At 32.1% G+C, this 20,365-nt stretch carries 19 protein-coding genes and 2 pseudogenes; 6 read left to right on the forward strand and 15 right to left on the reverse strand.

Going from position 1 to position 20,365, the window contains the following annotated elements:
- The first annotated feature begins 20 nt into the window (after positions 1–20).
- The gene (locus tag GM3708_RS16335; RefSeq protein ID WP_066349098.1) at positions 21–1,193 is read left to right on the forward strand and encodes a glycoside hydrolase family 10 protein; all 1,173 of its coding nucleotides are present in this window, start codon (positions 21–23) and stop codon (positions 1,191–1,193) included.
- Positions 1,194–1,328: 135 nt separating this feature from the next.
- Here GM3708_RS16335 and GM3708_RS16340 read toward each other — a convergent pair whose 3' ends face one another.
- Together GM3708_RS16340 and GM3708_RS16350 are read right to left on the reverse strand one after the other, a co-directional pair.
- On the reverse strand, positions 1,329–2,546 hold the full coding sequence (locus tag GM3708_RS16340) for an HhoA/HhoB/HtrA family serine endopeptidase (protein WP_066349099.1): 1,218 nt from the start codon (positions 2,544–2,546) through the stop codon (positions 1,329–1,331).
- A 284-nt stretch (positions 2,547–2,830) separates the two neighbouring features.
- Positions 2,831–3,703, reverse strand: a complete 873-nt coding sequence (locus GM3708_RS16350; protein ID WP_396229673.1) for an NAD(P)-dependent oxidoreductase — start codon at positions 3,701–3,703, stop codon at positions 2,831–2,833.
- A 102-nt stretch (positions 3,704–3,805) separates the two neighbouring features.
- Here GM3708_RS16350 and purE point away from each other — a divergent pair, with 102 nt between their 5' ends.
- Entirely contained in the window at positions 3,806–4,324 is a 519-nt protein-coding gene (gene purE, locus GM3708_RS16355) for a 5-(carboxyamino)imidazole ribonucleotide mutase (protein WP_066349103.1), read from the forward strand.
- Positions 4,325–4,512: 188 nt separating this feature from the next.
- On the opposite strand, the gene GM3708_RS16360 is transcribed toward purE, so the two are convergent.
- On the reverse strand, positions 4,513–4,854 hold the full coding sequence (locus tag GM3708_RS16360) for a hypothetical protein (RefSeq protein ID WP_066349105.1): 342 nt from the start codon (positions 4,852–4,854) through the stop codon (positions 4,513–4,515).
- A 15-nt stretch (positions 4,855–4,869) separates the two neighbouring features.
- Positions 4,870–6,150 (reverse strand): hypothetical protein, encoded by a 1,281-nt coding sequence (locus tag GM3708_RS16365; protein WP_066349107.1) that lies wholly within the window; start codon positions 6,148–6,150, stop codon positions 4,870–4,872.
- 583 nt (positions 6,151–6,733) lie between these two features.
- Between GM3708_RS16365 and GM3708_RS16370 the strand changes: the two genes are divergently transcribed.
- Together GM3708_RS16370 and gcvP are read left to right on the forward strand one after the other, a co-directional pair.
- Positions 6,734–8,056 (forward strand): FAD-binding oxidoreductase, encoded by a 1,323-nt coding sequence (locus GM3708_RS16370; protein ID WP_066349108.1) that lies wholly within the window; start codon positions 6,734–6,736, stop codon positions 8,054–8,056.
- Between the two features lie 95 nt (positions 8,057–8,151).
- Positions 8,152–11,097, forward strand: a complete 2,946-nt coding sequence (gcvP, locus tag GM3708_RS16375) for an aminomethyl-transferring glycine dehydrogenase (RefSeq protein WP_066349109.1) — start codon at positions 8,152–8,154, stop codon at positions 11,095–11,097.
- 240 nt (positions 11,098–11,337) lie between these two features.
- Here the strand turns inward: gcvP and GM3708_RS16380 are convergent, their stop codons facing one another.
- Positions 11,338–12,546, reverse strand: coding sequence for an RNA polymerase sigma factor, RpoD/SigA family (locus GM3708_RS16380; RefSeq protein WP_082714173.1), 1,209 nt, complete (start codon positions 12,544–12,546; stop codon positions 11,338–11,340).
- A 395-nt stretch (positions 12,547–12,941) separates the two neighbouring features.
- On the opposite strand from GM3708_RS16380, the pseudogene GM3708_RS18125 reads away from it, so the two are divergent.
- Both GM3708_RS18125 and GM3708_RS16390 read left to right on the forward strand, forming a co-directional pair.
- A pseudogene (locus GM3708_RS18125) lies at positions 12,942–13,229 on the forward strand (type II toxin-antitoxin system RelE/ParE family toxin).
- A gap of 76 nt (positions 13,230–13,305) precedes the next feature.
- Entirely contained in the window at positions 13,306–13,629 is a 324-nt protein-coding gene (locus GM3708_RS16390) for a DNA-binding transcriptional regulator (RefSeq protein WP_066349112.1), read from the forward strand.
- A 123-nt stretch (positions 13,630–13,752) separates the two neighbouring features.
- Here the strand turns inward: GM3708_RS16390 and GM3708_RS16395 are convergent, their stop codons facing one another.
- The 10 genes and pseudogenes from GM3708_RS16395 to GM3708_RS18405 form a co-directional block, all read right to left on the reverse strand.
- Positions 13,753–14,535: a hypothetical protein gene (locus GM3708_RS16395; RefSeq protein ID WP_066349114.1), complete on the reverse strand. Its 783-nt coding sequence runs from the start codon at positions 14,533–14,535 to the stop codon at positions 13,753–13,755.
- A gap of 909 nt (positions 14,536–15,444) precedes the next feature.
- Positions 15,445–15,879, reverse strand: a complete 435-nt coding sequence (locus GM3708_RS16400) for a PIN domain-containing protein (protein WP_066349116.1) — start codon at positions 15,877–15,879, stop codon at positions 15,445–15,447.
- Position 15,880: 1 nt separating this feature from the next.
- The gene (locus GM3708_RS16405; RefSeq protein ID WP_066349117.1) at positions 15,881–16,129 is read right to left on the reverse strand and encodes a hypothetical protein; all 249 of its coding nucleotides are present in this window, start codon (positions 16,127–16,129) and stop codon (positions 15,881–15,883) included.
- Between the two features lie 117 nt (positions 16,130–16,246).
- Positions 16,247–16,834: a pentapeptide repeat-containing protein gene (locus GM3708_RS19105; RefSeq protein ID WP_255358453.1), complete on the reverse strand. Its 588-nt coding sequence runs from the start codon at positions 16,832–16,834 to the stop codon at positions 16,247–16,249.
- 36 nt (positions 16,835–16,870) lie between these two features.
- Positions 16,871–16,951, reverse strand: a pseudogene (locus GM3708_RS19680) (pentapeptide repeat-containing protein); the annotation flags it as partial.
- 18 nt (positions 16,952–16,969) lie between these two features.
- The gene (locus GM3708_RS16415; RefSeq protein ID WP_066349120.1) at positions 16,970–17,188 is read right to left on the reverse strand and encodes a pentapeptide repeat-containing protein; all 219 of its coding nucleotides are present in this window, start codon (positions 17,186–17,188) and stop codon (positions 16,970–16,972) included.
- On the reverse strand, positions 17,164–18,042 hold the full coding sequence (locus GM3708_RS16420; protein WP_066342778.1) for an IS982 family transposase: 879 nt from the start codon (positions 18,040–18,042) through the stop codon (positions 17,164–17,166). Before GM3708_RS16420 ends, GM3708_RS16415 begins: the two co-directional genes overlap by 25 nt.
- A gap of 72 nt (positions 18,043–18,114) precedes the next feature.
- Positions 18,115–18,678, reverse strand: a complete 564-nt coding sequence (locus GM3708_RS16425) for a pentapeptide repeat-containing protein (protein WP_066349122.1) — start codon at positions 18,676–18,678, stop codon at positions 18,115–18,117.
- A gap of 143 nt (positions 18,679–18,821) precedes the next feature.
- Positions 18,822–19,379, reverse strand: a complete 558-nt coding sequence (locus tag GM3708_RS16430) for a hypothetical protein (protein WP_066349123.1) — start codon at positions 19,377–19,379, stop codon at positions 18,822–18,824.
- Positions 19,380–19,592: 213 nt separating this feature from the next.
- A complete protein-coding gene (locus tag GM3708_RS18405; protein WP_066349124.1) occupies positions 19,593–20,363 on the reverse strand; it encodes a pentapeptide repeat-containing protein in 771 nt (256 codons plus the stop codon).
- Positions 20,364–20,365: the final 2 nt, after the last annotated feature.

Below are 20,365 nucleotides of genomic sequence, written 5' to 3' on the forward strand. Positions count from 1 at the left end.
ATTCATCCACAACATTAGTAATGAAAATCATTAGATTATTTATTCTGTTTTTTTTAACTATCATTTTTGTTTATAACAGTAGTCAATTTATCCATGCTCAACCTCTTAATAAAAAAGAAATTCGGGGGGTTTGGTTGACGAATATTGATAGTGATGTTTTATTTACTGCTGAAAATACCAAAAAGGCGATCGTTAATTTACACCAATTAAATTTTAATAGTCTTTATCCCACAGTTTGGAATTGGGGTTATACTTTATATCCTAGTCAAGTAGCTGAAAAAGTTACAGGAATCAAAATTGATCCCACAGAAGGTTTGAACAGTAGAGATATATTACAAGAAATCATCACTGAAGGACATAAAAAAAAGATGGCGGTGATACCTTGGTTTGAATTTGGTTTTATGGCACCAGCAGATGCACAATTAGCGAAACGTCATCCAGAATGGTTAACTCAAAGACGAGATGGTAGTAAAATTTGGTTAGAAGGCAAAACCCATGAAAGAGTTTGGTTAAATCCCTTACATCCAGAAGTACAAACTTTTATTACTGATTTAATCTTAGAGATTGTTACTGAATATGATATTGATGGTATTCAAGTTGATGATCATTTTGGCTATCCTTCAGAATTAGGTTATGATCCTTATACTTCCGCTTTATATAGAAAAGAACATCAAGGAAAATTACCTCCTTTAGATTCTAAAAATCCCGAATGGATACAGTGGCGATCAGATAAAATTACAAATTACATGGAGACATTATTTCAAGAGATTAAAAAAGTAAAAAATAACGTCATAATTTCTGTTTCTCCTAATCCCCAAGAATTTTCTAAAGATGAGTTTTTAATGGATTGGGCAAAATGGGAAAGAAAAGGTTTAATTGAAGAATTAATTGTCCAAATTTATCGCAACAATATAGAATCTTTTAACCGTGAATTAGCTCAAAAAGATCTACAATTAGCTAAAAATCATATTCCCTCTGCCATCGGTATTTTAGCAGGTTTAAAAGGGAAAAAAATGGATCTTAATTTGATTAATAAAAAAATAAAATCTACTCGTGAACAAGATTTTAGTGGAGTAAGTTTTTTCTTTTATGAAAGTCTTTGGAATTTTGGACCTGAAACAAGTCAACAAAGACAGAACTATTTTCAAGAAATTTTTGCTCAACAAGTTGATCGATTAACTATTAACAATTAGGGTGTAGTGAAAAATCCCTTTGGCGAGAGTAAGAGTCTGAGATCTCCTCTCTTTGGCAATAATTATATATAGAAATTAATTAATGCTGGGTTTAAGATATTTAACCCAGCCTAAGTTACTTTTTAACGATAAATTTTATTGAGGTTGAGGTTTATTATTCGTAGGCAAAATACCTAATTTTACGGGTATTTTTAACTCTTGTTTTTCTCGTCTTAAATCTAAAGTTAAATCAGATCCCACTTGACTAGATTCTACTTTTTTCTGTATCTGTGAAGGATCAGCAATTTTTTCTCCTTCAATACCTTGAATAATATCCCCTGATTTTAAACCAGCTTCTGCGGCAGGAGAATTAGGCATAACTTTGACGACGATGACTCCTTCTTCATTGGTGAGTTTAAAGCCTTCATTTTGATTAAGTTGTTGTTTAGTTTGTTCATTTAAAGGCACCATAGCAATGCCTAAATAAGGATGATCTACTTTTCCTTGTAAGATTAATTTTTCTGCAATCTCCGCCGCTCGATTAATAGGAATAGCAAAACCTAATCCTTGAGCATTTTTAATGATTGCAGTGTTAATAGCAATTACTTCTCCTTGAGCATTCAAAAGTGGTCCTCCTGAATTACCCGGATTAATGGCGGCATCAGTTTGAATAAAATCTAATCGTTTATCACCAACACCAATTTGAGAACTCGATCTGCCTGTGGCACTAATAATTCCTGTGGTAACTGTGTTATCTAAACCTAAAGGATTACCAATAGCGATCGCCCATTCACCAATAACAAGATTATCAGAATTACCTAATTGAGCGACAGGTAAATTTTCTCCTTGAACTTGAATAACTGCTAAATCCGTAAGAGAATCTACTCCTAAGACTTTACCTTCTAACACTCGTCCATCTTTTAAGTTAACAGTTACTTTAGTTGACCCCTCTACTACATGAGCATTAGTTAAGATTTTACCATCATCACTGATAATAAACCCAGAGCCTGTACCCTGTTGAATTTGTTGCTCAGGAGTTTGAGGGATTTGATCTCCAAAAAATTGACGGAAAAAAGGATCATTAAATACAGGAGGTACATTTTGATTACTGGCGACTGTTCTTTCTGCGTTAATTCTAACAACAGCAGGACCGACTTCTTGAACTACTTTAGAAACAAAATTAATGTCTGTATTATCTGCCAATGAGGGTAACTTAGCACTGGTTAAATTTTCTTTTTGTTCAATGGTTGTATTATTATTTGTACTAGCGAATATTTGAGGGGTATTGACTAAATAATTGACACCCACACCAATACCCGCACCTAATAAAAGTAAAGAAGTGCAAGTTGTTGCTTTTTGAATATATTTGCTCATGATAAAGACTCCTATTTTGAGTTTTTGGGGAATAAAATAAAAATAAATAATATTGCAGGAATAATAATAAGTATATATGTTGAGAAAAAAGTCAGCTTAAGTGCGAAGGAGCAAAAGAGGAAAACCTTTTTTAAGCTGACAATTAATAATATAAAGTACTGATTTGACTTTTCTGTGACAATGAGATGAACAATTATTGACTAATTTCTAATGGATAATTGATCAGCAGAAAGATTATGTTTCTTGCTCATCAATAAAATTATTTTAAAAAGCATAAATCTTGTTTACTTGTCCACTTGTTTCGTTTGTTGGGCGATGCTTTCAATGAGTGCTGAATAATCACTATCCCCATAACCTTTATTTACCGTTTGTGATACGATCGCCTTAATCCCTTCTAAACTCTGTGTATTTAAACCTTTTTCTGCCGCCGATGTCAAAAATAAATTTATATCTTTCAGTAAATGTTTTGTCGGAAAATTGGGATTCTGATAATTGCCATCAGACATTCTCGATAATTTTTTATCAAAAGTAGGAGCATATAAAGCACTATTACGTAAAATGTCCATAAAAGTTGACACCTCAACCCCTTGTTGTTGAATAAAACGTAAACTAAGGGCAAAGGTACTGGTTAATCCTGCTATCATTTGATTCAAAGCTAATTTTAAGGCTGAGGCTGTTCCCACTTTACCTACCAAAATCGGTTCAGGGCTATAATTTTTGAGTAAATCTTGCCATCTGTCAAATTGATTTTTAGTTGCACCTACCATAACTAATAAATCACCATTTTTAACTTCAGGAATACTCCCTAAAACTGGTGCTTCTAAATATTCTCCGCCTCTTAATTCTATTTGTGTTAATAATTTTTGACTCTCATCAGGGGAAATAGTACCCATTTGAATAATAGTTTTATCTGTTAAGTCGGCATAAGAATCTAAAATTACTGCTTCTATTGCTTTAATATCCGTCAACATCAAAATTAAACAATTACCAAAGATGATGGCATCTTGTGCATTATTAGTGATAGGAATATTTTGGGCTTTGAATGATGTTAATTTTTCTAATGTGCGATTGTAAACCATGACGGGAATATTTGCCTGACATAATTTTATTGCCATTGGTTGCCCCATTAATCCCATACCGAAAATACTCACAGTCAATTGATTCATTGATTAATTTTCCTTTAAGTTTGATAATATTATTGAACTGAAATAACGATAAATTCATTTCCTCAGAAATTCTTTTTATATTTAAACAAAATAATGTTTCCTGAAATTGGTATTATCATGGGTAGTGATTCTGACTTACCCACTATGAAAGCGGCGATAGCCATTTGTGAAGAATTCACCATTAATTATGAAGTAGAAATTGTTTCTGCCCATAGAACTCCCTTAAGAATGGTAGAATATGCTCAAAATGCTCATAAAAGAGGCTTAAAAGTTATTATTGCAGGAGCAGGAGGTGCGGCACATCTTCCGGGTATGGTAGCCTCTTTAACTCCTTTGCCTGTAATTGGAGTACCAGTACAAACTAAACATTTACAAGGTGTTGATTCTTTATATTCTATTGTACAAATGCCCAGAGGAATTCCTGTTGCGACTGTTGCCATTGGCAATGCTGAAAATGCTGGTTTATTAGCTGTTAGAATTTTAGCCAGTCAACAACCAGAATTATTACAAAAAGTTGAACAATATAGCCAAAATTTAGAAAAGATGGTTAGAGATAAACAATCAGAATTAGATAAATTAGGTTATCAACAATATTTAACACAAAAACTCTAGTAATTCTGCGGAAGTCGTGAGATTTTTAGAAGTATTAGTTTATCAAAAGATTTAGAGATTTTCGAGTAGTTTATACTCATTATTGTTGATTTTTTAAAATTTACTGAATGTTGTGAATCTTTTTAAAACATTCATGTAGTTAATAATAAGTTTTTGTTTTTATTAACTAAATACAATAATATTTTTTCTTAACCACCGAACTGTCTATCTGTTAATAGTTTAAAACCACCTACCATTGACACAATTGATAGAAAAAAATGCCATAAACTAATGGGATTAAGTACTGCTCGACTACTATAAATGACAAAAACTACTCCAAAACCAATTAAAATCCATCCTAAAATTTTTTCTGTTTTCGGTAGCATGAATAAGCTAATAACACCCGAAGTTAAGGCTAATACTGAAATATCTGCCGCAATACCACGCCAAAAATAAGGATAAGCACTCGTGGTAAAGAAAATATTTTTACCTAATAAATAAACCCCTAAAAGCATCAAACCAATACCTAATAATTGACAAATAAATTTCATTTTTTTGCTCTCTTTTTAATTGTTTAAATATGGATTATCATTTAGGTTAACTTTTTGAAGATAATCGTGCAATAAGTTATTCTTCATGTTATGTAAATAACGATTAGAATCGAGAATAATAAACAATATTTTAATGTTATTTTTACTGTTTATTTTTTTGTTAAGTTTATGATTTTCCCAATGATAATAAAGATTTTTAGTAAACCCAAAAGCATAAATGTTGGTATCTTCTACAACAAAATATAAGCCTGATTTGTGAGGTAATTCATCTTTATTGATAAAATCAATTTGGGCAAAATTGTCTAAATCTAAATCATTAAAATCTTGCTCTTTAGTAAAATAAACTAAATCAAAAATAAAACTAGAAAAATAAACAAAGTCATAATGTAAAAATCCTAGCTCTTGACAATAACCTTCTAAATCTTTTAAAAATTCCGTTCTTAGTTCAAAGTATTCAGAATTGATATAACCTGAAATATCAGCTTCCCGCTTATCTTCATCTTCTAAAAAAGATTCAATATCAATATCCCCAGAATTGATTAGTAACTGATGGTCATACCATTCTTTCCACCATTGTTTAACTTGTTTAGTGGAAAATTTTGATTTACTTAAACAAAAACAATTTTCAATGGCTTTTTTCAAAGGTGTATATAACTCTGGATACATCATTCGTATTTCTTTAGAGTCAGACGGTAACGGTTCTAAATCAACACTAACGATTCCTAAATGCTCTAATTCAGTGAATCTCAGTGATTGATCTATGGGTTCAATGGTGTCTATTTTTGTGACCACTGATGATGAAATTTGAGGATTTATGGTGTTAATAATTTCCGCTTCAATAGTGTCTGTAGCATCATCATCTTGAAAGTAAAAATCAATGTGATAATTAATTTTTAGATACCCTGTTTTCCATGGCTTCCCCGGTTTTAAAACTTCAATCTTTCTAACTCCTTGAAAAAACTCTCCTAATGAATTACCGTCTAATCGGGCGATCGCTAATTCTCGTTTAATTTCTTCTAACCATTGAGAAGCAACTTTTACAGTATTGCGTAATTTAGGATTGGTATGATCGATATAAGGCTTAATGATTACATTCTCATTATTAAAATTTTCCTCGAAAGAAGAATAATCCCAATTTCCCTCTTCAAAGTTGTTTGGCTCATAACTAGTTTCACCTGTCTTACTTTTAGTAATTTCAAGGTTGATAGCCTGACGACAAACTTCCGACCAATTCGCCTCCACCAAAGCCATTTCTTCTTTCAAATCATCATTGATATAAATATTAATACTAGCCATAGTCTTATTTATTTTTATATTTTTTATTATGCACATAAACTATGCGCATAACAAGGGTATAAAAAACAGACCTCACAAAAATAACCTTAAACCCTTTCTATAATTGAACAATAATCCTTTGTTAATTTTTTTATCATTTCAACTTTCGTATATTGTAATCTCAAGGTTGCAAATTTGTTTTTTGAAGCATTTGTGGTTCTAATTTTGGAAAACTATGACAATAAGTCTCAATTTTCATTGATCAATTAAACCTTCTACTGATATACCTTTCTTTGTAATTAATAAACAATACGAAAAATATGTCTGAATAATAAAAATAATGGGGTAGAGTTCTTGTTGTAGTATTCAATACTGCGATTTAATTTTATTACACTATATGTCCTATGCTTTTAATTTTTTAAACATTCTTTTGGCAATTATGACTATAATAGAAACTGATTTAACAAATATATAAAAATATTAATCCTTAATAATAATTAAACAAATAATAAGTAAAATAACTGTTTAATTCAAAGCATCTTTAATGTTGAAAACTTCTTAAAAATTAACTATAATTTAAATTTAAAATTTTATTCTACAAATCATGATTGATTATTACACAATTATTGAAGAACTCAAAAATATTAAAACTATTGAAAATGTAGAAGAAATCAAAAAGCTATCTCAAGATTATTATTATTTTAGTCCAATCTTAATACCAATTTTACAAAATAAACAAGCCGATTTAGTTGTTATTCCTACCAATGAAGAAGAAGTATTAAAAATAGCTCAAATATGTATTAAATATAAAATACCTTTAACTATTAGGGGTGCTGGTACAGGAAATTATGGGCAGTGTATTCCTCTTAACGGTGGCATCGTTTTAGACATGACAGAAATGAAAAAAATTCACTGGATAAAATCAGGAGTTGCTTGTGTTGATGCAGGAATAAAAATCAGTTTATTGGAAAGAGAAACTAAAAAACAAGGTTGGGAATTACGTATGATTCCTTCTACTTACAAAATTGCAACTTTAGGGGGATTTATAGGAGGTGGAAGTGGTGGCATTGGTTCGATAAATTATGGACAATTAAGAGATCGAGGAAACTTAAATAAAGTTAGAGTTGTTACCTTAGAAAAAGAGCCAAGAATTATAGAATTATTTGGTGATGAAACTCAACAAGTTAATCATGCTTATGGCACAAATGGCATTATTACTCAATTAGAAATTCCTCTCGCACCTGCCTATAATTGGGTCGATGTTATTGTAACTTTTGATAACTTTATTTCTGCTTTAAAATTTGGTCAAGCTTTAGCTGATAGTGATGGAATCACTAAAAAATTAATTAGTATTCATGCTCAACCTATTGCTAATTATTTTATTGCCCTTAAATCTTATTTACCTAACGGAGAAAATTGTGCTTTATTAAGCATGGCTGAAATTTCTTTATATCCTTTACAAGAATTAGTTAAAGAATATCAAGGAAAAATTACTTATCAACAAGATTTATCCAAAAATAGTAATATTAATTTAATTGAATTTACGTGGAATCATACTACTTTTCATGCTCGAAATATTGACTCTAATATCACATACTTACAAACTTTCTTTTTTACCATTGATAAAGTAGAAAAAATGTATAATTATTTTGGAGATGAGGTGATGATACACCTGGAATTTTTAAGGGTAGGAGGAAAAGCTATTCCGGCTGGTTTACAACTGGTCAAATTTACCACTGAAAAAAGACTAAATGAAATTATCAAATATCACGAAGAAAATGGTATGTTTATCGCTAATCCTCACACTTATATTTTAGAAGATGGAGGAAGGAAAAATATCGATATTGAACAACTTAATTTCAAAAAAAAGGTTGATCCTTATGGTTTAATGAATCAGGGCAAAATGAAGGCATGGAAAAACAATTAAGTATCTTTAGGGGTGAATGGCATTCACCGAAATAATAAATTGATTAAATTAAGATATATTAAGATATATATCAATTTATTAACTCCCATCAGCCAATGCTTGACTTAAAAAATATTACCTCTTCTACTGCTCCCGAATATACTCAAATCACCTCATCTCAAGCTCAAACTTCCATTGCTGAAGATATATTTAAGCATCGTCATCTCGGTATTAATAAGAAAGCACAACAATTGATGTTAAAAAAACTAGGTTATGATAACTTAGATTCATTAATTAATACTGCTGTACCTTCATCTATTCGTTTACAAAATTCCCTTAAGTTACCCTCTTCTCTCACAGAAACTAAAGCCTTAGCTACTTTAAAAGTGATTGCCGAAGAAAATCAAGTATATAATTCTTACATTGGCATGGGTTATTACAACTGCATCACTCCTGCGGTTATTCAACGTAATATCCTTGAAAATCCCAATTGGTACACAGCTTACACCCCTTATCAACCAGAAATTGCTCAAGGAAGATTAGAAGCCTTGCTCAACTTCCAAACCATGATTATCGACTTCACGGGGTTAGAAATAGCCAACGCTTCTCTTTTAGATGAAGGCACTGCGGCTGCCGAAGCCATGACGATGAGTTATCAAGTTACTAAACATAAATCTAATACTTTTTTTATCGATATAAATTGTCATCCTCAGACTATCGAAGTTATTAAAACTAGAGCAAAATATCTCGATATTGAGCTAATTATTGACAATCCTCAAATATTTAACTTTAACACTCCTATATTCGGGGCATTATTTCAATATCCTGCCACTGACGGCACAATTTACGACTATCAAGATATTATTGAGCAAATTCATCAACAAAAAGGCATCGTCACCCTAGCCGCTGATTTGTTGAGTCTTGCTTTGTTAAAATCTCCGGGTGAATTAAATGCCGACATTGCCGTAGGAAATACTCAACGTTTCGGTGTACCATTAGGTTATGGTGGTCCTCACGCTGCTTATTTTGCCACGAAAGAAGAGTATAAAAGACAAGTACCAGGGAGAATTGTTGGCGTCTCAAAAGATGTACATGATCAACCTGCCCTAAGACTGGCTTTACAAACCAGAGAGCAACATATTCGTAGAGATAAAGCCACTAGTAATATTTGTACGGCTCAAGTTTTATTAGCTGTAATCGCTTCTAGTTATGCCGTTTATCATGGAGAAGAAGGGATAAAAAATATTGCTTTAAGAGTTAACCAATTAACAAAAATTCTTGCAAAAGGTTTAGAAATACTTGGTTATAAAACTAAATCTCATCATTTTTTCGATACTATTACCATAAAAGTTGATGATATTAATAGTGTACGTTTAAAAGCAGAAGCGAATTTGATTAACTTCCGTTACTTTGAAAATTCCATCGGCATCAGTATCGATGAAACGAAAACTATTGAGGATATTAAACAAATTTGGTCAATTTTTGCTCAAAATAAAGAATTATCTTTCAATAGCTCGGATTTATATGTTGATAACTTAGGTATTCCTTCTCAATTAAAGCGTCAATCTCGTTATTTAACAGAAGCCGTTTTTAATCAATATCATTCAGAAACAGAATTATTACGGTATTTATATCGTCTTGAAACCAAAGATTTATCTTTAACCACTTCCATGATTGCGTTAGGTTCGTGTACGATGAAATTGAATGCTACTGCAGAGATGATACCCATTACATGGGCAGAATTTAACAACATTCACCCTTTTGCACCTTTATCTCAAACTAAAGGCTATCAAACTATTTTCACTCAATTAGAGGCATGGTTAGCTGAAATTACTGGCTTTGCGGCTATCTCCTTGCAACCTAATGCTGGTTCACAAGGAGAATATGCAGGATTACAAGTTATTCGTAAATACCACGACAGCAAAGGAGAAGGTAATAGAAATATTTGCTTAATTCCTGAATCTGCCCACGGCACAAATCCAGCTAGTGCAGTAATGTGCGGTTTAAAAGTAATCGTAGTCAAATGTGATGCGGAAGGAAATATTGATATTGAAGACTTAAAAGCTAAAGCTGAAAAACATCAAAAAAACTTAGCGGCTTTGATGATTACCTATCCTTCTACTCATGGGGTTTTTGAGGAAGGAATAAAAGATATATGTGGAATTATTCATGCTTATGGAGGACAAGTATATCTTGATGGTGCGAATATGAATGCTCAAGTTGGCTTATGTCGCCCAGGTGATTTTGGTGCTGATGTATGTCACCTAAACCTACATAAAACATTTTGTATTCCTCATGGTGGAGGTGGTCCTGGTGTAGGTCCTATCGGAGTAATGCCTCATTTAATACCTTTTTTACCTATCAACTATCAACTATCAGCTATCAGTTGTCAACAAAATAATGATGATGATAGTCAATCAATCGGGATGATTTCTTCTGCACCGTGGGGTAGTGCAAGTATTTTACCTATATCTTGGATGTATATTGCCATGATGGGTAGTGAAGGGTTAACAGATGCTACAAAAATTGCTATTCTCAATGCTAATTATATCGCTCATCGTCTTGCCCCCCATTATCCCATTCTTTTTACTGGTAAATCTAATTTGGTTGCGCATGAGTGTATCATTGACTTACGCCCGTTACGCAAAACGGCTCAGATAGAAGTGGAAGATGTAGCTAAACGTTTAATTGATTACGGTTTTCATGCACCTACTATGTCGTGGCCCGTTGGCGGTACAATGATGATTGAACCGACGGAAAGTGAATCTTTATCAGAATTAGATCGTTTTTGTGATGCTATGATTGGTATTAGAGAAGAAATAAGAGCCATAGAAAAGGGAGAAGCGGATATTAAAGATAATGTTTTAAAAAATGCTCCCCATACTGCAATGAGCTTAATTGCTTCTGACTGGAATCACCCTTACAGTCGAGAATCGGCGGCTTATCCTGATACCTTCACAAAACAACATAAATTTTGGGCTACGGTAGGACGTATTGATAACGCTTATGGTGATCGCAATCTCATATGTTCATGTATAGGTATTAATAATTATAATTATTAATTAACAATTAACAATTAACAATATTTGTAATAGTTTTAAGCTAAAAATTTCGATTTTTGGTTATTTAAACTTATAACTTAAGGGTAATAAGCTGAAACACATTTAACTTGCATTTTTTTTAAACGAATGGGAATACCTTAAAATGTTACTCATTCATTGCCTATTGCCTGTCTTTAGCAGTAAACTTAGATGAATTTAGCTAAACCTATCAAGATAAAATACTTTTTCAGCAGACTTTATTTAGTTAATAATTTCTAAATAATCTCGTAACTGTTTTTTTTGGGTTGGTTGTCGTAATTTTTGAATTGCTTTAGCCTGAATTTGTCTAACTCTTTCCCTTGATAAATTCATCATTAATGCCGTATCAGATAAAGAGTAAATTTTTCCGTCTTCAAAACCAAAACGTAATCGAAGGATTTTTTGCTCTCTGTCATTTAAACTGGACATCATTAAAAGTAAATCTTGCTGCATTGATACTCGCATTAAATTTTCTTCAGGAGTTGCCGATGGAGTTTCGATTAATTCGACTAACTCAGTATTATAATCTTCTCCTACTTTCATCTCTAAAGAAATTGAGCGAGGAATTTGATTTAAAAACTGTCGCAGTTGTGGAGGTGTCATGGACATTTTTTCAGCAATTTCATCCACTGTTGCCATGCGTCCTAATGTTTGAGATAATTGTCTTTGAACTTTTTTGAGTAAATTTAATTTTTCAGTAATGTGAATCGGTATTCTGATTGTCCGTCCTTGAGTTGCGATCGCCCGTGTCATACCTTGACGAATCCACCAATAAGAATAAGTACTAAAATGATAACCTTTAGTATAATCAAATTTTTCAACTGCCTTTTCTAAACCTAAAGTGCCTTCTTGAATTAAATCTAATAATTCTAAACCACGATTTTGATATTTTTTAGCAATAGAAACCACTAAACGTAGATTGGCATTAATCATTTTCTGTTTAGCTTTAACTCCCATTCCTAGAGTTTTATCTAATTCTTCTACAGATAAATTAGCTAAACTAGCCCATTTTTCTTTACCTTGTATAATAATTTTTTGTAATTTAACTGCAGAAAGATCTAATTGTTGCCCTAACTTTTCTAAAATAATATCTTGAGAATAATTTCCTTGTAGAGAATCATAGGCATTCATAACCCGAATATATTCCTTAATTTTAGGATTAGAATCATTTTCAGTTTTAATTTGATGAAGAGATTGTGCCATTTGCACTTGTCTAGCGAGGGTAATTTCTTCTTCCTTTGTTAATAAAGGAATACGCCCAATATCACGAAGATATAGGCGCATTAAATCACGAGAACTAATATTTTGACTGTTTTGAGAATGGGATAAAGAAAGATTTTGAATCGGCGAGTCATGATGAGGATAGGGAGAGTAAGAAGTGGATAATCCCGATGAGTGATTCCCTAAAGCTTGAAAATAAAACTTTGACATAATCTCTGTTCCTTTCCTAAATGACTAATATTTATATAAATTAGATTACTTTGAATCTTAACTTTCCCTCAATATACATTAAAAAAAACAAAATGAGTCATTTTTGCTATAAAAATTTATGGAATTTTTCTTAATTACTTATATCTTACTAGTAAATTTGTAGTGACTGCTTTTGCCCTGAAGTTAAGTGCGAAAAGATTACCACTATCAAACCTCTCCAACAAAAGATGATCATACTTGATCTCACAAAAGTTGATCGAACTCCACCCCACAAAATCGAACTCCTCAATAAAAGTAGATCGAACCTCCTCCATAGCAATTGATCGCACCTAGAAGAATAAATGATAGTATAATCATTCACATAAAAATTGTTAATTTATTTATGACAAAAAGTTTTGAGAATATTTAAGAACAAAAGTTTTGACAGATTTGGTCGTAGCGAAGGAATTAAAGATGAGGATTTATGGGAAGCAGTAGAAAGAGCGAATATAGGTTGAATTTTTGCTGATTTAGGAGGCGGTTTAATCAAACAAAGAATCGCACGTTCTGGGTGGGGAAAATCTGGAGGATTTCGTAGTATTATTATTTTTAAAGCAGGTGATAAGGCTTTCTTTGTCTATGGTTTTGCGAAAAATCAAAGGGCAAATATAAATAAAAAAGAATTAAAAGCTTTGAAAAATTGAGTATTCAGTTACTTTCTTATTCTGAACAAGATTTATTAAAAGCAATTCAAAATGGAATATTTCCTGAAGTAATTTTATGAATAATGAAAAAATTTATGAGAGTGATATTCTGGCGGCCATTCATGAAACCGTATCCGATTTACATTCTGCTAATTTATTAGATGAGTCTATTAAAAAGGAATTTGATGAGATTTGTTTAACACCTATTAAGTCACTTAAACCTGCTGAAATTAGAGCAATTCGTCTCCAAGAAGATGTTAGCGAGGAAGTTTTTGCTAAATATTTGAATGTTTCACCTCATTTAATTCGTCAATGGGAAAGTGGCGAAAAAAAACCTCAAGGTTCTTCTCTGAAACTTTTATCTTTAGTGCAAAAAAAAGGTATTTCTCTCCTGATTTAAAAACTATAGATAGATTCTAAGATTAAGATGCGATCAAACTTTCAGCTCCATAAAAATCGAACTCCCCCACAAAAGTCGATCGAATCTTCCACAAAAAAAACGCATCTTAATTTTAAATAAGAATCAAGGCTGTGATGAAATAATCTCATCTTCAGATTTAGTTTTAAAACTGGGAAAATCATCAGGTAATTCTCCTTGAAAATCATTCAGTATAGTATCCCAAAAATTTTGAATTGTATGTAAACAATCTAATTCACATTCATTTATTGCTGAGTAAAGTTCATCATCCGATATTGTCTCATCATCACACCAACTATAAAGTAAAGATGTCGTAATTTTTGCTTCATCATCCCCACATTTTTGATAAATTGAATAAAGTGATGGCATTTTCTGTTTCTGCTTAAAGAGTGAGTCAACTGCTATTGACCAAATCCAAGCCCATTTAAAATCAAGAAATTCCTCTGACTCAAACCAATCCCACCCCGATTCTTCTCTCTTTAGTCTCTCTTTTTCATCATCATCGAGTATATCTTCATTAATAATTACAGCCTGTTTGTGGACTAAGCAATTTTCATCATTATCCCAATCCACATCTCCTTCTGATTTAATCCAACTGGTGGTAAAGTAATAACCTTGACTTTGAGAGGGTCTGACATATTCAAAACAGGCAATCGCCCCTTTGTACTTTTCTAATAGTTTTTGAAATAGTAAATCTGCATATCCCTCCTCATAACCATAACAACCATAGCCTCCTGAGTTGAAGAAAACTGAGTTATCTTCAATCCTTAAATCATTAACGGCGGAAGTCTCATAATCATCATCATTATCGATTTCTTCGATTAATTGTTTGACTTTTTCTGGTTCTAAACTGATTACTTCTGCATGAGAATGCCAAGATACGCCCATTGTTTTTAATTCCTTTGATTTTTACTGATGTTTAATGTGTTCTTACTATTTATCCTATTGATTTTGAGGATTTATGCAGTTTGCCCTTAATATTTTTTGATGAAGTTTAAAAATGGGAGGGGGCAAGTACCCCTAATTTCCCGATACGATTGAATCTAATTAAACTTGTTTTCTAACTCTTGAATTAGTAATTCAGCTTCTTCATTTTTAACAATACGAACGGATGTAGGAATGGGATGACGTATATTAAATTTGTTAAAAATATCCCCTGCGGTAATAGCATTTTCGATTTTGTCCGCTACACATTACCACTCAATTTTTAATCGATGCAAATGTTGACCATTTTTAACGTTTTCCGATGAATCAATTGGAATTAGTTGATAGCTAGAATCTTTTTGAATCATACCCCAACCGATCGCACCAAAACTACTAGCATAAGCAATTATAGTATCTCCTTGATGATAAGAAGTTAAAAGTTTTTCTCCCTCGTCACCAGCCTGATTAGTAAAGTTAGCGGTAATAATTTGATTAGTTTTCAGATATTCCCACCAATCTTGCTCATTAAAACCAATATTATGCCAATATATGTTTTCTGAAATGGATAATAAACGAATTTCCCCTTCTTTGACGATAATTCTGACTTTATCGCCGAAATTAGCTTTTTCTAACCAGTTTTAAGGAATAGAAAGCTCTTTGTTTAATGTGATTGATTGAACCGTAATCGTGTGATTATACCTATAGATATTCAAAAAAGTTAATGTTTGTACTTATTTATCCAGTTGATTTTCAGAATTTATGCAGTTTGCCTTTAATTTTTTTTGATGAAGCTATGAAAGGCTTACATTGATCGAACTCTCCTCTACAAAATCGATCGAACTCCCTTCACAAAAGTTGATTGTATTGGATAAATTAACATTCATTAGCTAAATAAGAGATTAATGTATCGGTTGTCCAGATAGCTATGCCACACCCGAAAAAATCTTGATCTTGAGTCCAAATACTAGCAGATAAAGATAAGGCTAAGGCTACAGTTTGCCAATCATTGGGATCTCTGGGAATGCGAGTGAGTGCTATAGTTTGATAATCTGAATAAAACTTTAGTGGAATCAATGTAACTTTTGTTTGAGCCAATTTAAGAGAATCTTGTAATAAATTTTGCCCAGTAGAAGGAGAAAATACTCCTTTTTTGATCATGGTATTGATTCTTTTTTCTAATTCATAACAAGACTCCTCCCATTGTTTTTCAGGCATATAAAGTTCCCATATAGGATCAAGAATTAACTCTCTTCCCCGTTGGCGAATCAACTCAGCTACTAAGATATTTGCATCGATTACTAAACGCATTTTAGTCTTCTTTTTTCGATAAATCAAAGGCTTTACTCAATTCATCTTCTGATAATCCACTTTCGGCTAAGGCATTATTTACCGTTGCTGATAATTTGCTGAATGCTTCTTGAATTTCAATCTCTGTTGATTCTTGAATAGGAATATAAAAACCGACTACTTTTTGATGCTTTTTAATGGCTAGAATCTCATTACTACCAATATAATGGGATGCTTTATCTCGAAATTGTTTTACACCAATACTTTTCATAATTGATAATTGTGACCACTTTATGACCATTTTATCATTTTTTAGCTCGATCGAACCCTCCCCTCACAGAAATCGATCGAACTCCTCACTCCACAAAATCCAATCTCCCCATAAATACTATTCTTCAGGGATTTCTATTTTGGTATTTTCATCAGTAATAATCCCCTCTAAATTGGCATCGGTTAAATCCGCATTCGTCAAATCAGCACCCGATAAATCTGCATCCCATAAAGTAGCACCACTTAAATCAGCATTACTCAAATCAGCATTTATTGAATCAGCACCAGTTAAATTAGCATCACTTAAATCAGCATTTATTAAATCTCTTCCTTGAATAGAATGATTGACAATATCCCATACTAATCGCCATTTATCATCTATTGTCGTATCTTCACTTAATATAGTACTCCTTAAATCAGCACGAATTAAATTAGCATTAGTCAAATCAGCACCAGTTAAATCAGCATCAGTTAAATCAGCATTTATTGAATCAGCACCAGTTAAATTAGCATCACTTAAATTAGCACCAGTTAAATTAGCCCCTGATAAGTTAACTCCTGATAAATTAGTTTCTGTTAAATCAATATCACTTAAATTTAATTCTTCTTCTTGATGTTCAGATTTCCATCGATTCCATTTATCAATGTTCCCTTCTTTTAAAAAATTTAGGGCAATTTCTTTAGATGGTTTTTCAGGGATTTGCATTTTAGTATTTTCATCAGTAATAATCCCCTTTAACTCGGCATAGCTTAAATCCGCATCCGTCAAATCTGCACCTGTCAAATTAGTATTACTCAAATTAGCACCCGATAAATCTGCTTTTCTTAAATTAGCACCTGATCAATTAGCATTAGTTGAATAAACACTTGATAAATTAGCATCACTTAAATTGGCATCACTTAAATTGGCATGAGCTAAATTAGTACCTGATAAATCAGCACCACTTAAATTAGCATCACATAAAATTATGTTACTGAACTGGACAGTAGATAAATTAGCACCCTTTAAATTAGCATAATTAACCTGAGTTTTGGTTAAGCAGATTGAGGTAAAAGCCATTCTAAACGGAGACTCGGCTTTTTTGCTTGGTGAGAATATGCGATTAATCCACATAATAAGTTGACACAAAAATTTATTGGTGAACGATGGCGTGAATGTTCTATTTGTGAGATATTCTTTAATTGATCATTAATGGTTTCGACAATCAATCGCTTACGAGATAGTAATTTGTCGTGAAGACGCATTAATTTGTTTTTCATGTTACGTTTCCTCTTGGCAAAAAACTCGATTCCGTAATCTTTCAAAAGTTTGGTCGTTAATTTTTGAGATACATAACCTCCATCAGCAAACACTTTACCCCAAAGTTTTTGGAGAAGATCAATTACTGGTTTTCGGTCATCCACATTTCCCCCAGTCAGACTCATATGGAGAATTTCTCCCAGTTCATTGACTACTAGATGAAGTTTAAAACCAAAAAACCAATCCACAGAGGTTTTTCCTCTCGCCCCTAAATCCTGAAATACCTTATGTCGTGAAATACGTCGATTGTGACACACTTGAATCTTCGTAGAGTCAATAAAACTAATCCCTGTACAATTGCCAAAGCAATGTTTGAGATAAACACACAAAGGAATGACAGTTGATGGTACCCATTGAATAAAACGTTGATAACTAGGTAGTTTTGGAAAAGCATCGAACCAATATTGTTGAACGTGATTGAGATAAAAATGTTTGAAATTACGGTAATGGTTCTGATGGAAAGCGATAAGGATGGTCATAATTTCACTTAGACAAAGACTTTTGGCTCTAAGACGAGTAACAGCTCCATGAGATAAGAGCTTTTGTTGCCATTGAGTCTCAAATTGTTGGCAGAAATCATCGACATGACAAAATAAATAGTCTAAATTAAACATAAGGCAGTAGTTAGTTTGATAGTTTGCTATATTCAGCTTACTATTTGCCTGTTTTCTTATCCAAAACTGAGGTTAATTAAAGTAACTGCCACAAAAATCAGTATTAGTAAAATTGCAACCACTAAAGTCTATAGACCATTCATTAGAATTACTATTATTCTCTGCTATATTTATAGATGATTCTGTAAAATTACAGTCAATAAAAGATATGCAATTTTCTTGATCAAAAAGATACATTGTCAAGTCTGAACATGAAAAATTACAGCTGATACAATTCAGTTGTATCTCATCAGACCCTTCTGAGGAGTATCGATTAAAATTAAATTCCGCATTCTCTAAGTTACAATCTTCAATTTGAATTATATTCTGACCATAATTATTTTCAATACTAATTTCTGTGTGTGTTAAGTTACAGTTTCTCAGTTCTACATTTTCAAGGGTAATATCTGTATTGCTTAAATCAACATCCCTCAAAACTAAATTAGTCGAATTTTCTTTTGATATTTGTTCTACATCAAAATATTCACTAGATATAGTAAAAGACAATCTTTGTTTATCCTGATTTTCTGACTTCCATTGATTCCATTCATCAATTTTTCCTTCTTTTAAAAGATTGACAGGGATTTGTTCACTCATTTTTTTTCTCCTATAATGTTGATTCGTTTCAGCTCTACTTATTTATCCTATTCACTTTGAGGATTTATGCAGTTTGCCCTTAATATTTATTGATGAAGTTTAAAAAGAGGAAGGGGTTGAGTACCCCTAATTTCCCGATATGATTAAATTGAATTAAACTTGTTTTCTAACTCTTGAATTAGTAATTCCGCATCCTCATTATTCATAATACGAGAAAAAGCAGCTAGTGGATGATGTATGTTAAATTTACTCAGAATATCAGCACCTTTAATTCCATCTTCGATATTATTCGCTACACATTGCCACTCTAAATCTTTTAATCGATATAAATGTGTACCATTTTTAACATCTTCTACTGAACCTTCCTCAATTTTTCTATAGGTAGTATCTTTTGTGATAATTCCCCAACCTAACGCCCCATATTCATTAGCGTAAGCAATGATTGTATCTCCTTTACAATAGGTAGCATTTTTTTGTTCTGGATTAATACAACTTAAAACATTATTAGTTTTGACGTATTGCCACCAATCTTGCTCATTAAAGCCTATATTATGCCAATATATGCTTCCAGAAATAGATAATAAACGAATTTCCCCTTCTTTGACGATAATTCTCACTTTATCGCCGAAATTAGCTTTTTCTAAGCAGTTTTGAGGAATAGAAAACTCTTTGTCTAATGTGATTGATTGAACTGTAATCATGTTGTTATACCTATAGACATTCAAAAAAGTTAATGTTTGTTGTTACTACTTATTTATTCAGTTGATTTTCAGAATTTATGCAGTTTGCCTTTAATTTTTTTTGATAAAGTTCCGAAGGGTTTACAACGATTGAACTCCTCACAAAATCGAACTCCCCCCACAAAATGCGATCGCATCTCCCCATCACAAAAATTGCACTTCACCTACAAAATACTACTCTTCAGGGATTTCTATTTTGGTATTTTCATCAGTAATAATTCCTTCTAAATTGGCATTGGTTAAATCTGCCCCTGATAAATCTGCATTACTCAAATTAGCACCTGATAAATTTGCATTACTTAAATCTGCATCACTTAAATTAATATCACTGAAATTGACACCAGTTAAATTTTGGCTACAGAGGCTAGACTCTTCATCAATATAATGTTCGAAAAAATATTCAAATTTTTCATCCCCAAAAGCATTACGATAACAATTTAATAAATCTGATAAAACGCATGGAGGTTCATCACCCCAATCAGTTTCAACAATACATCTATATAGATGATAGAAAAACTCATTTATATCAACATTCGTTGGAAAATTGTGTAATGGTAAATAATTTTTAATTAAATACTCTACTAAAGCAACTACTTCGTATTCAATCTCACGACCATCTATTATCTCCAAGCCCAAAAAAAATCCAGATACTTTATCTCCTAGTATTAAAACTACTGTTTCCAAAAAGTCAAACTCTTGTTCTAGAAATGTGTAATTCCTGCTAAGAATACGAGATAAAAAATTACCACCTCCTCCCTGAGAGTCGTAATCTGCAAATGATGCAAGATAAGCATAAGGAATAGCATATTCTATGTGATAATCATAACCAAATTCAACATCAGAATAGTTCGTATATTCTCCATTACAGCGTATCCACAGAGGCTTTAAATAATCTTCTACTAATGAAAATTCGATCGCTTCTCCCTTTATTTCAAATTCGGGCATTG

The sequence above is a fragment of the Geminocystis sp. NIES-3708 genome (genome assembly GCF_001548095.1).
Lineage (GTDB): Bacteria > Cyanobacteriota > Cyanobacteriia > Cyanobacteriales > Cyanobacteriaceae > Geminocystis.

What these genes read in the sequence shown, in the direction of transcription:
- GM3708_RS16335 (WP_066349098.1), top strand. Translation starts at nt 21, where the DNA reads ATGAAAATCATTAGATTATTTATTCTGTTTTTTTTAACTATCATTTTT.
- GM3708_RS16340 (WP_066349099.1), bottom strand. Translation starts at nt 2,546, where the DNA reads ATGAGCAAATATATTCAAAAAGCAACAACTTGCACTTCTTTACTTTTA.
- purE (WP_066349103.1), top strand. Translation starts at nt 3,806, where the DNA reads ATGTTTCCTGAAATTGGTATTATCATGGGTAGTGATTCTGACTTACCC.
- GM3708_RS16360 (WP_066349105.1), bottom strand. Translation starts at nt 4,854, where the DNA reads ATGAAATTTATTTGTCAATTATTAGGTATTGGTTTGATGCTTTTAGGG.
- GM3708_RS16365 (WP_066349107.1), bottom strand. Translation starts at nt 6,150, where the DNA reads ATGGCTAGTATTAATATTTATATCAATGATGATTTGAAAGAAGAAATG.
- GM3708_RS16370 (WP_066349108.1), top strand. Translation starts at nt 6,734, where the DNA reads ATGATTGATTATTACACAATTATTGAAGAACTCAAAAATATTAAAACT.
- gcvP (WP_066349109.1), top strand. Translation starts at nt 8,152, where the DNA reads ATGCTTGACTTAAAAAATATTACCTCTTCTACTGCTCCCGAATATACT.
- GM3708_RS16380 (WP_082714173.1), bottom strand. Translation starts at nt 12,546, where the DNA reads ATGTCAAAGTTTTATTTTCAAGCTTTAGGGAATCACTCATCGGGATTA.
- GM3708_RS16390 (WP_066349112.1), top strand. Translation starts at nt 13,306, where the DNA reads ATGAATAATGAAAAAATTTATGAGAGTGATATTCTGGCGGCCATTCAT.
- GM3708_RS16395 (WP_066349114.1), bottom strand. Translation starts at nt 14,535, where the DNA reads ATGGGCGTATCTTGGCATTCTCATGCAGAAGTAATCAGTTTAGAACCA.
- GM3708_RS16400 (WP_066349116.1), bottom strand. Translation starts at nt 15,879, where the DNA reads ATGCGTTTAGTAATCGATGCAAATATCTTAGTAGCTGAGTTGATTCGC.
- GM3708_RS16405 (WP_066349117.1), bottom strand. Translation starts at nt 16,129, where the DNA reads ATGAAAAGTATTGGTGTAAAACAATTTCGAGATAAAGCATCCCATTAT.
- GM3708_RS19105 (WP_255358453.1), bottom strand. Translation starts at nt 16,834, where the DNA reads ATGCAAATCCCTGAAAAACCATCTAAAGAAATTGCCCTAAATTTTTTA.
- GM3708_RS16415 (WP_066349120.1), bottom strand. Translation starts at nt 17,188, where the DNA reads ATGGCTTTTACCTCAATCTGCTTAACCAAAACTCAGGTTAATTATGCT.
- GM3708_RS16420 (WP_066342778.1), bottom strand. Translation starts at nt 18,042, where the DNA reads ATGTTTAATTTAGACTATTTATTTTGTCATGTCGATGATTTCTGCCAA.
- GM3708_RS16425 (WP_066349122.1), bottom strand. Translation starts at nt 18,678, where the DNA reads ATGAGTGAACAAATCCCTGTCAATCTTTTAAAAGAAGGAAAAATTGAT.
- GM3708_RS16430 (WP_066349123.1), bottom strand. Translation starts at nt 19,379, where the DNA reads ATGATTACAGTTCAATCAATCACATTAGACAAAGAGTTTTCTATTCCT.
- GM3708_RS18405 (WP_066349124.1), bottom strand. Translation starts at nt 20,363, where the DNA reads ATGCCCGAATTTGAAATAAAGGGAGAAGCGATCGAATTTTCATTAGTA.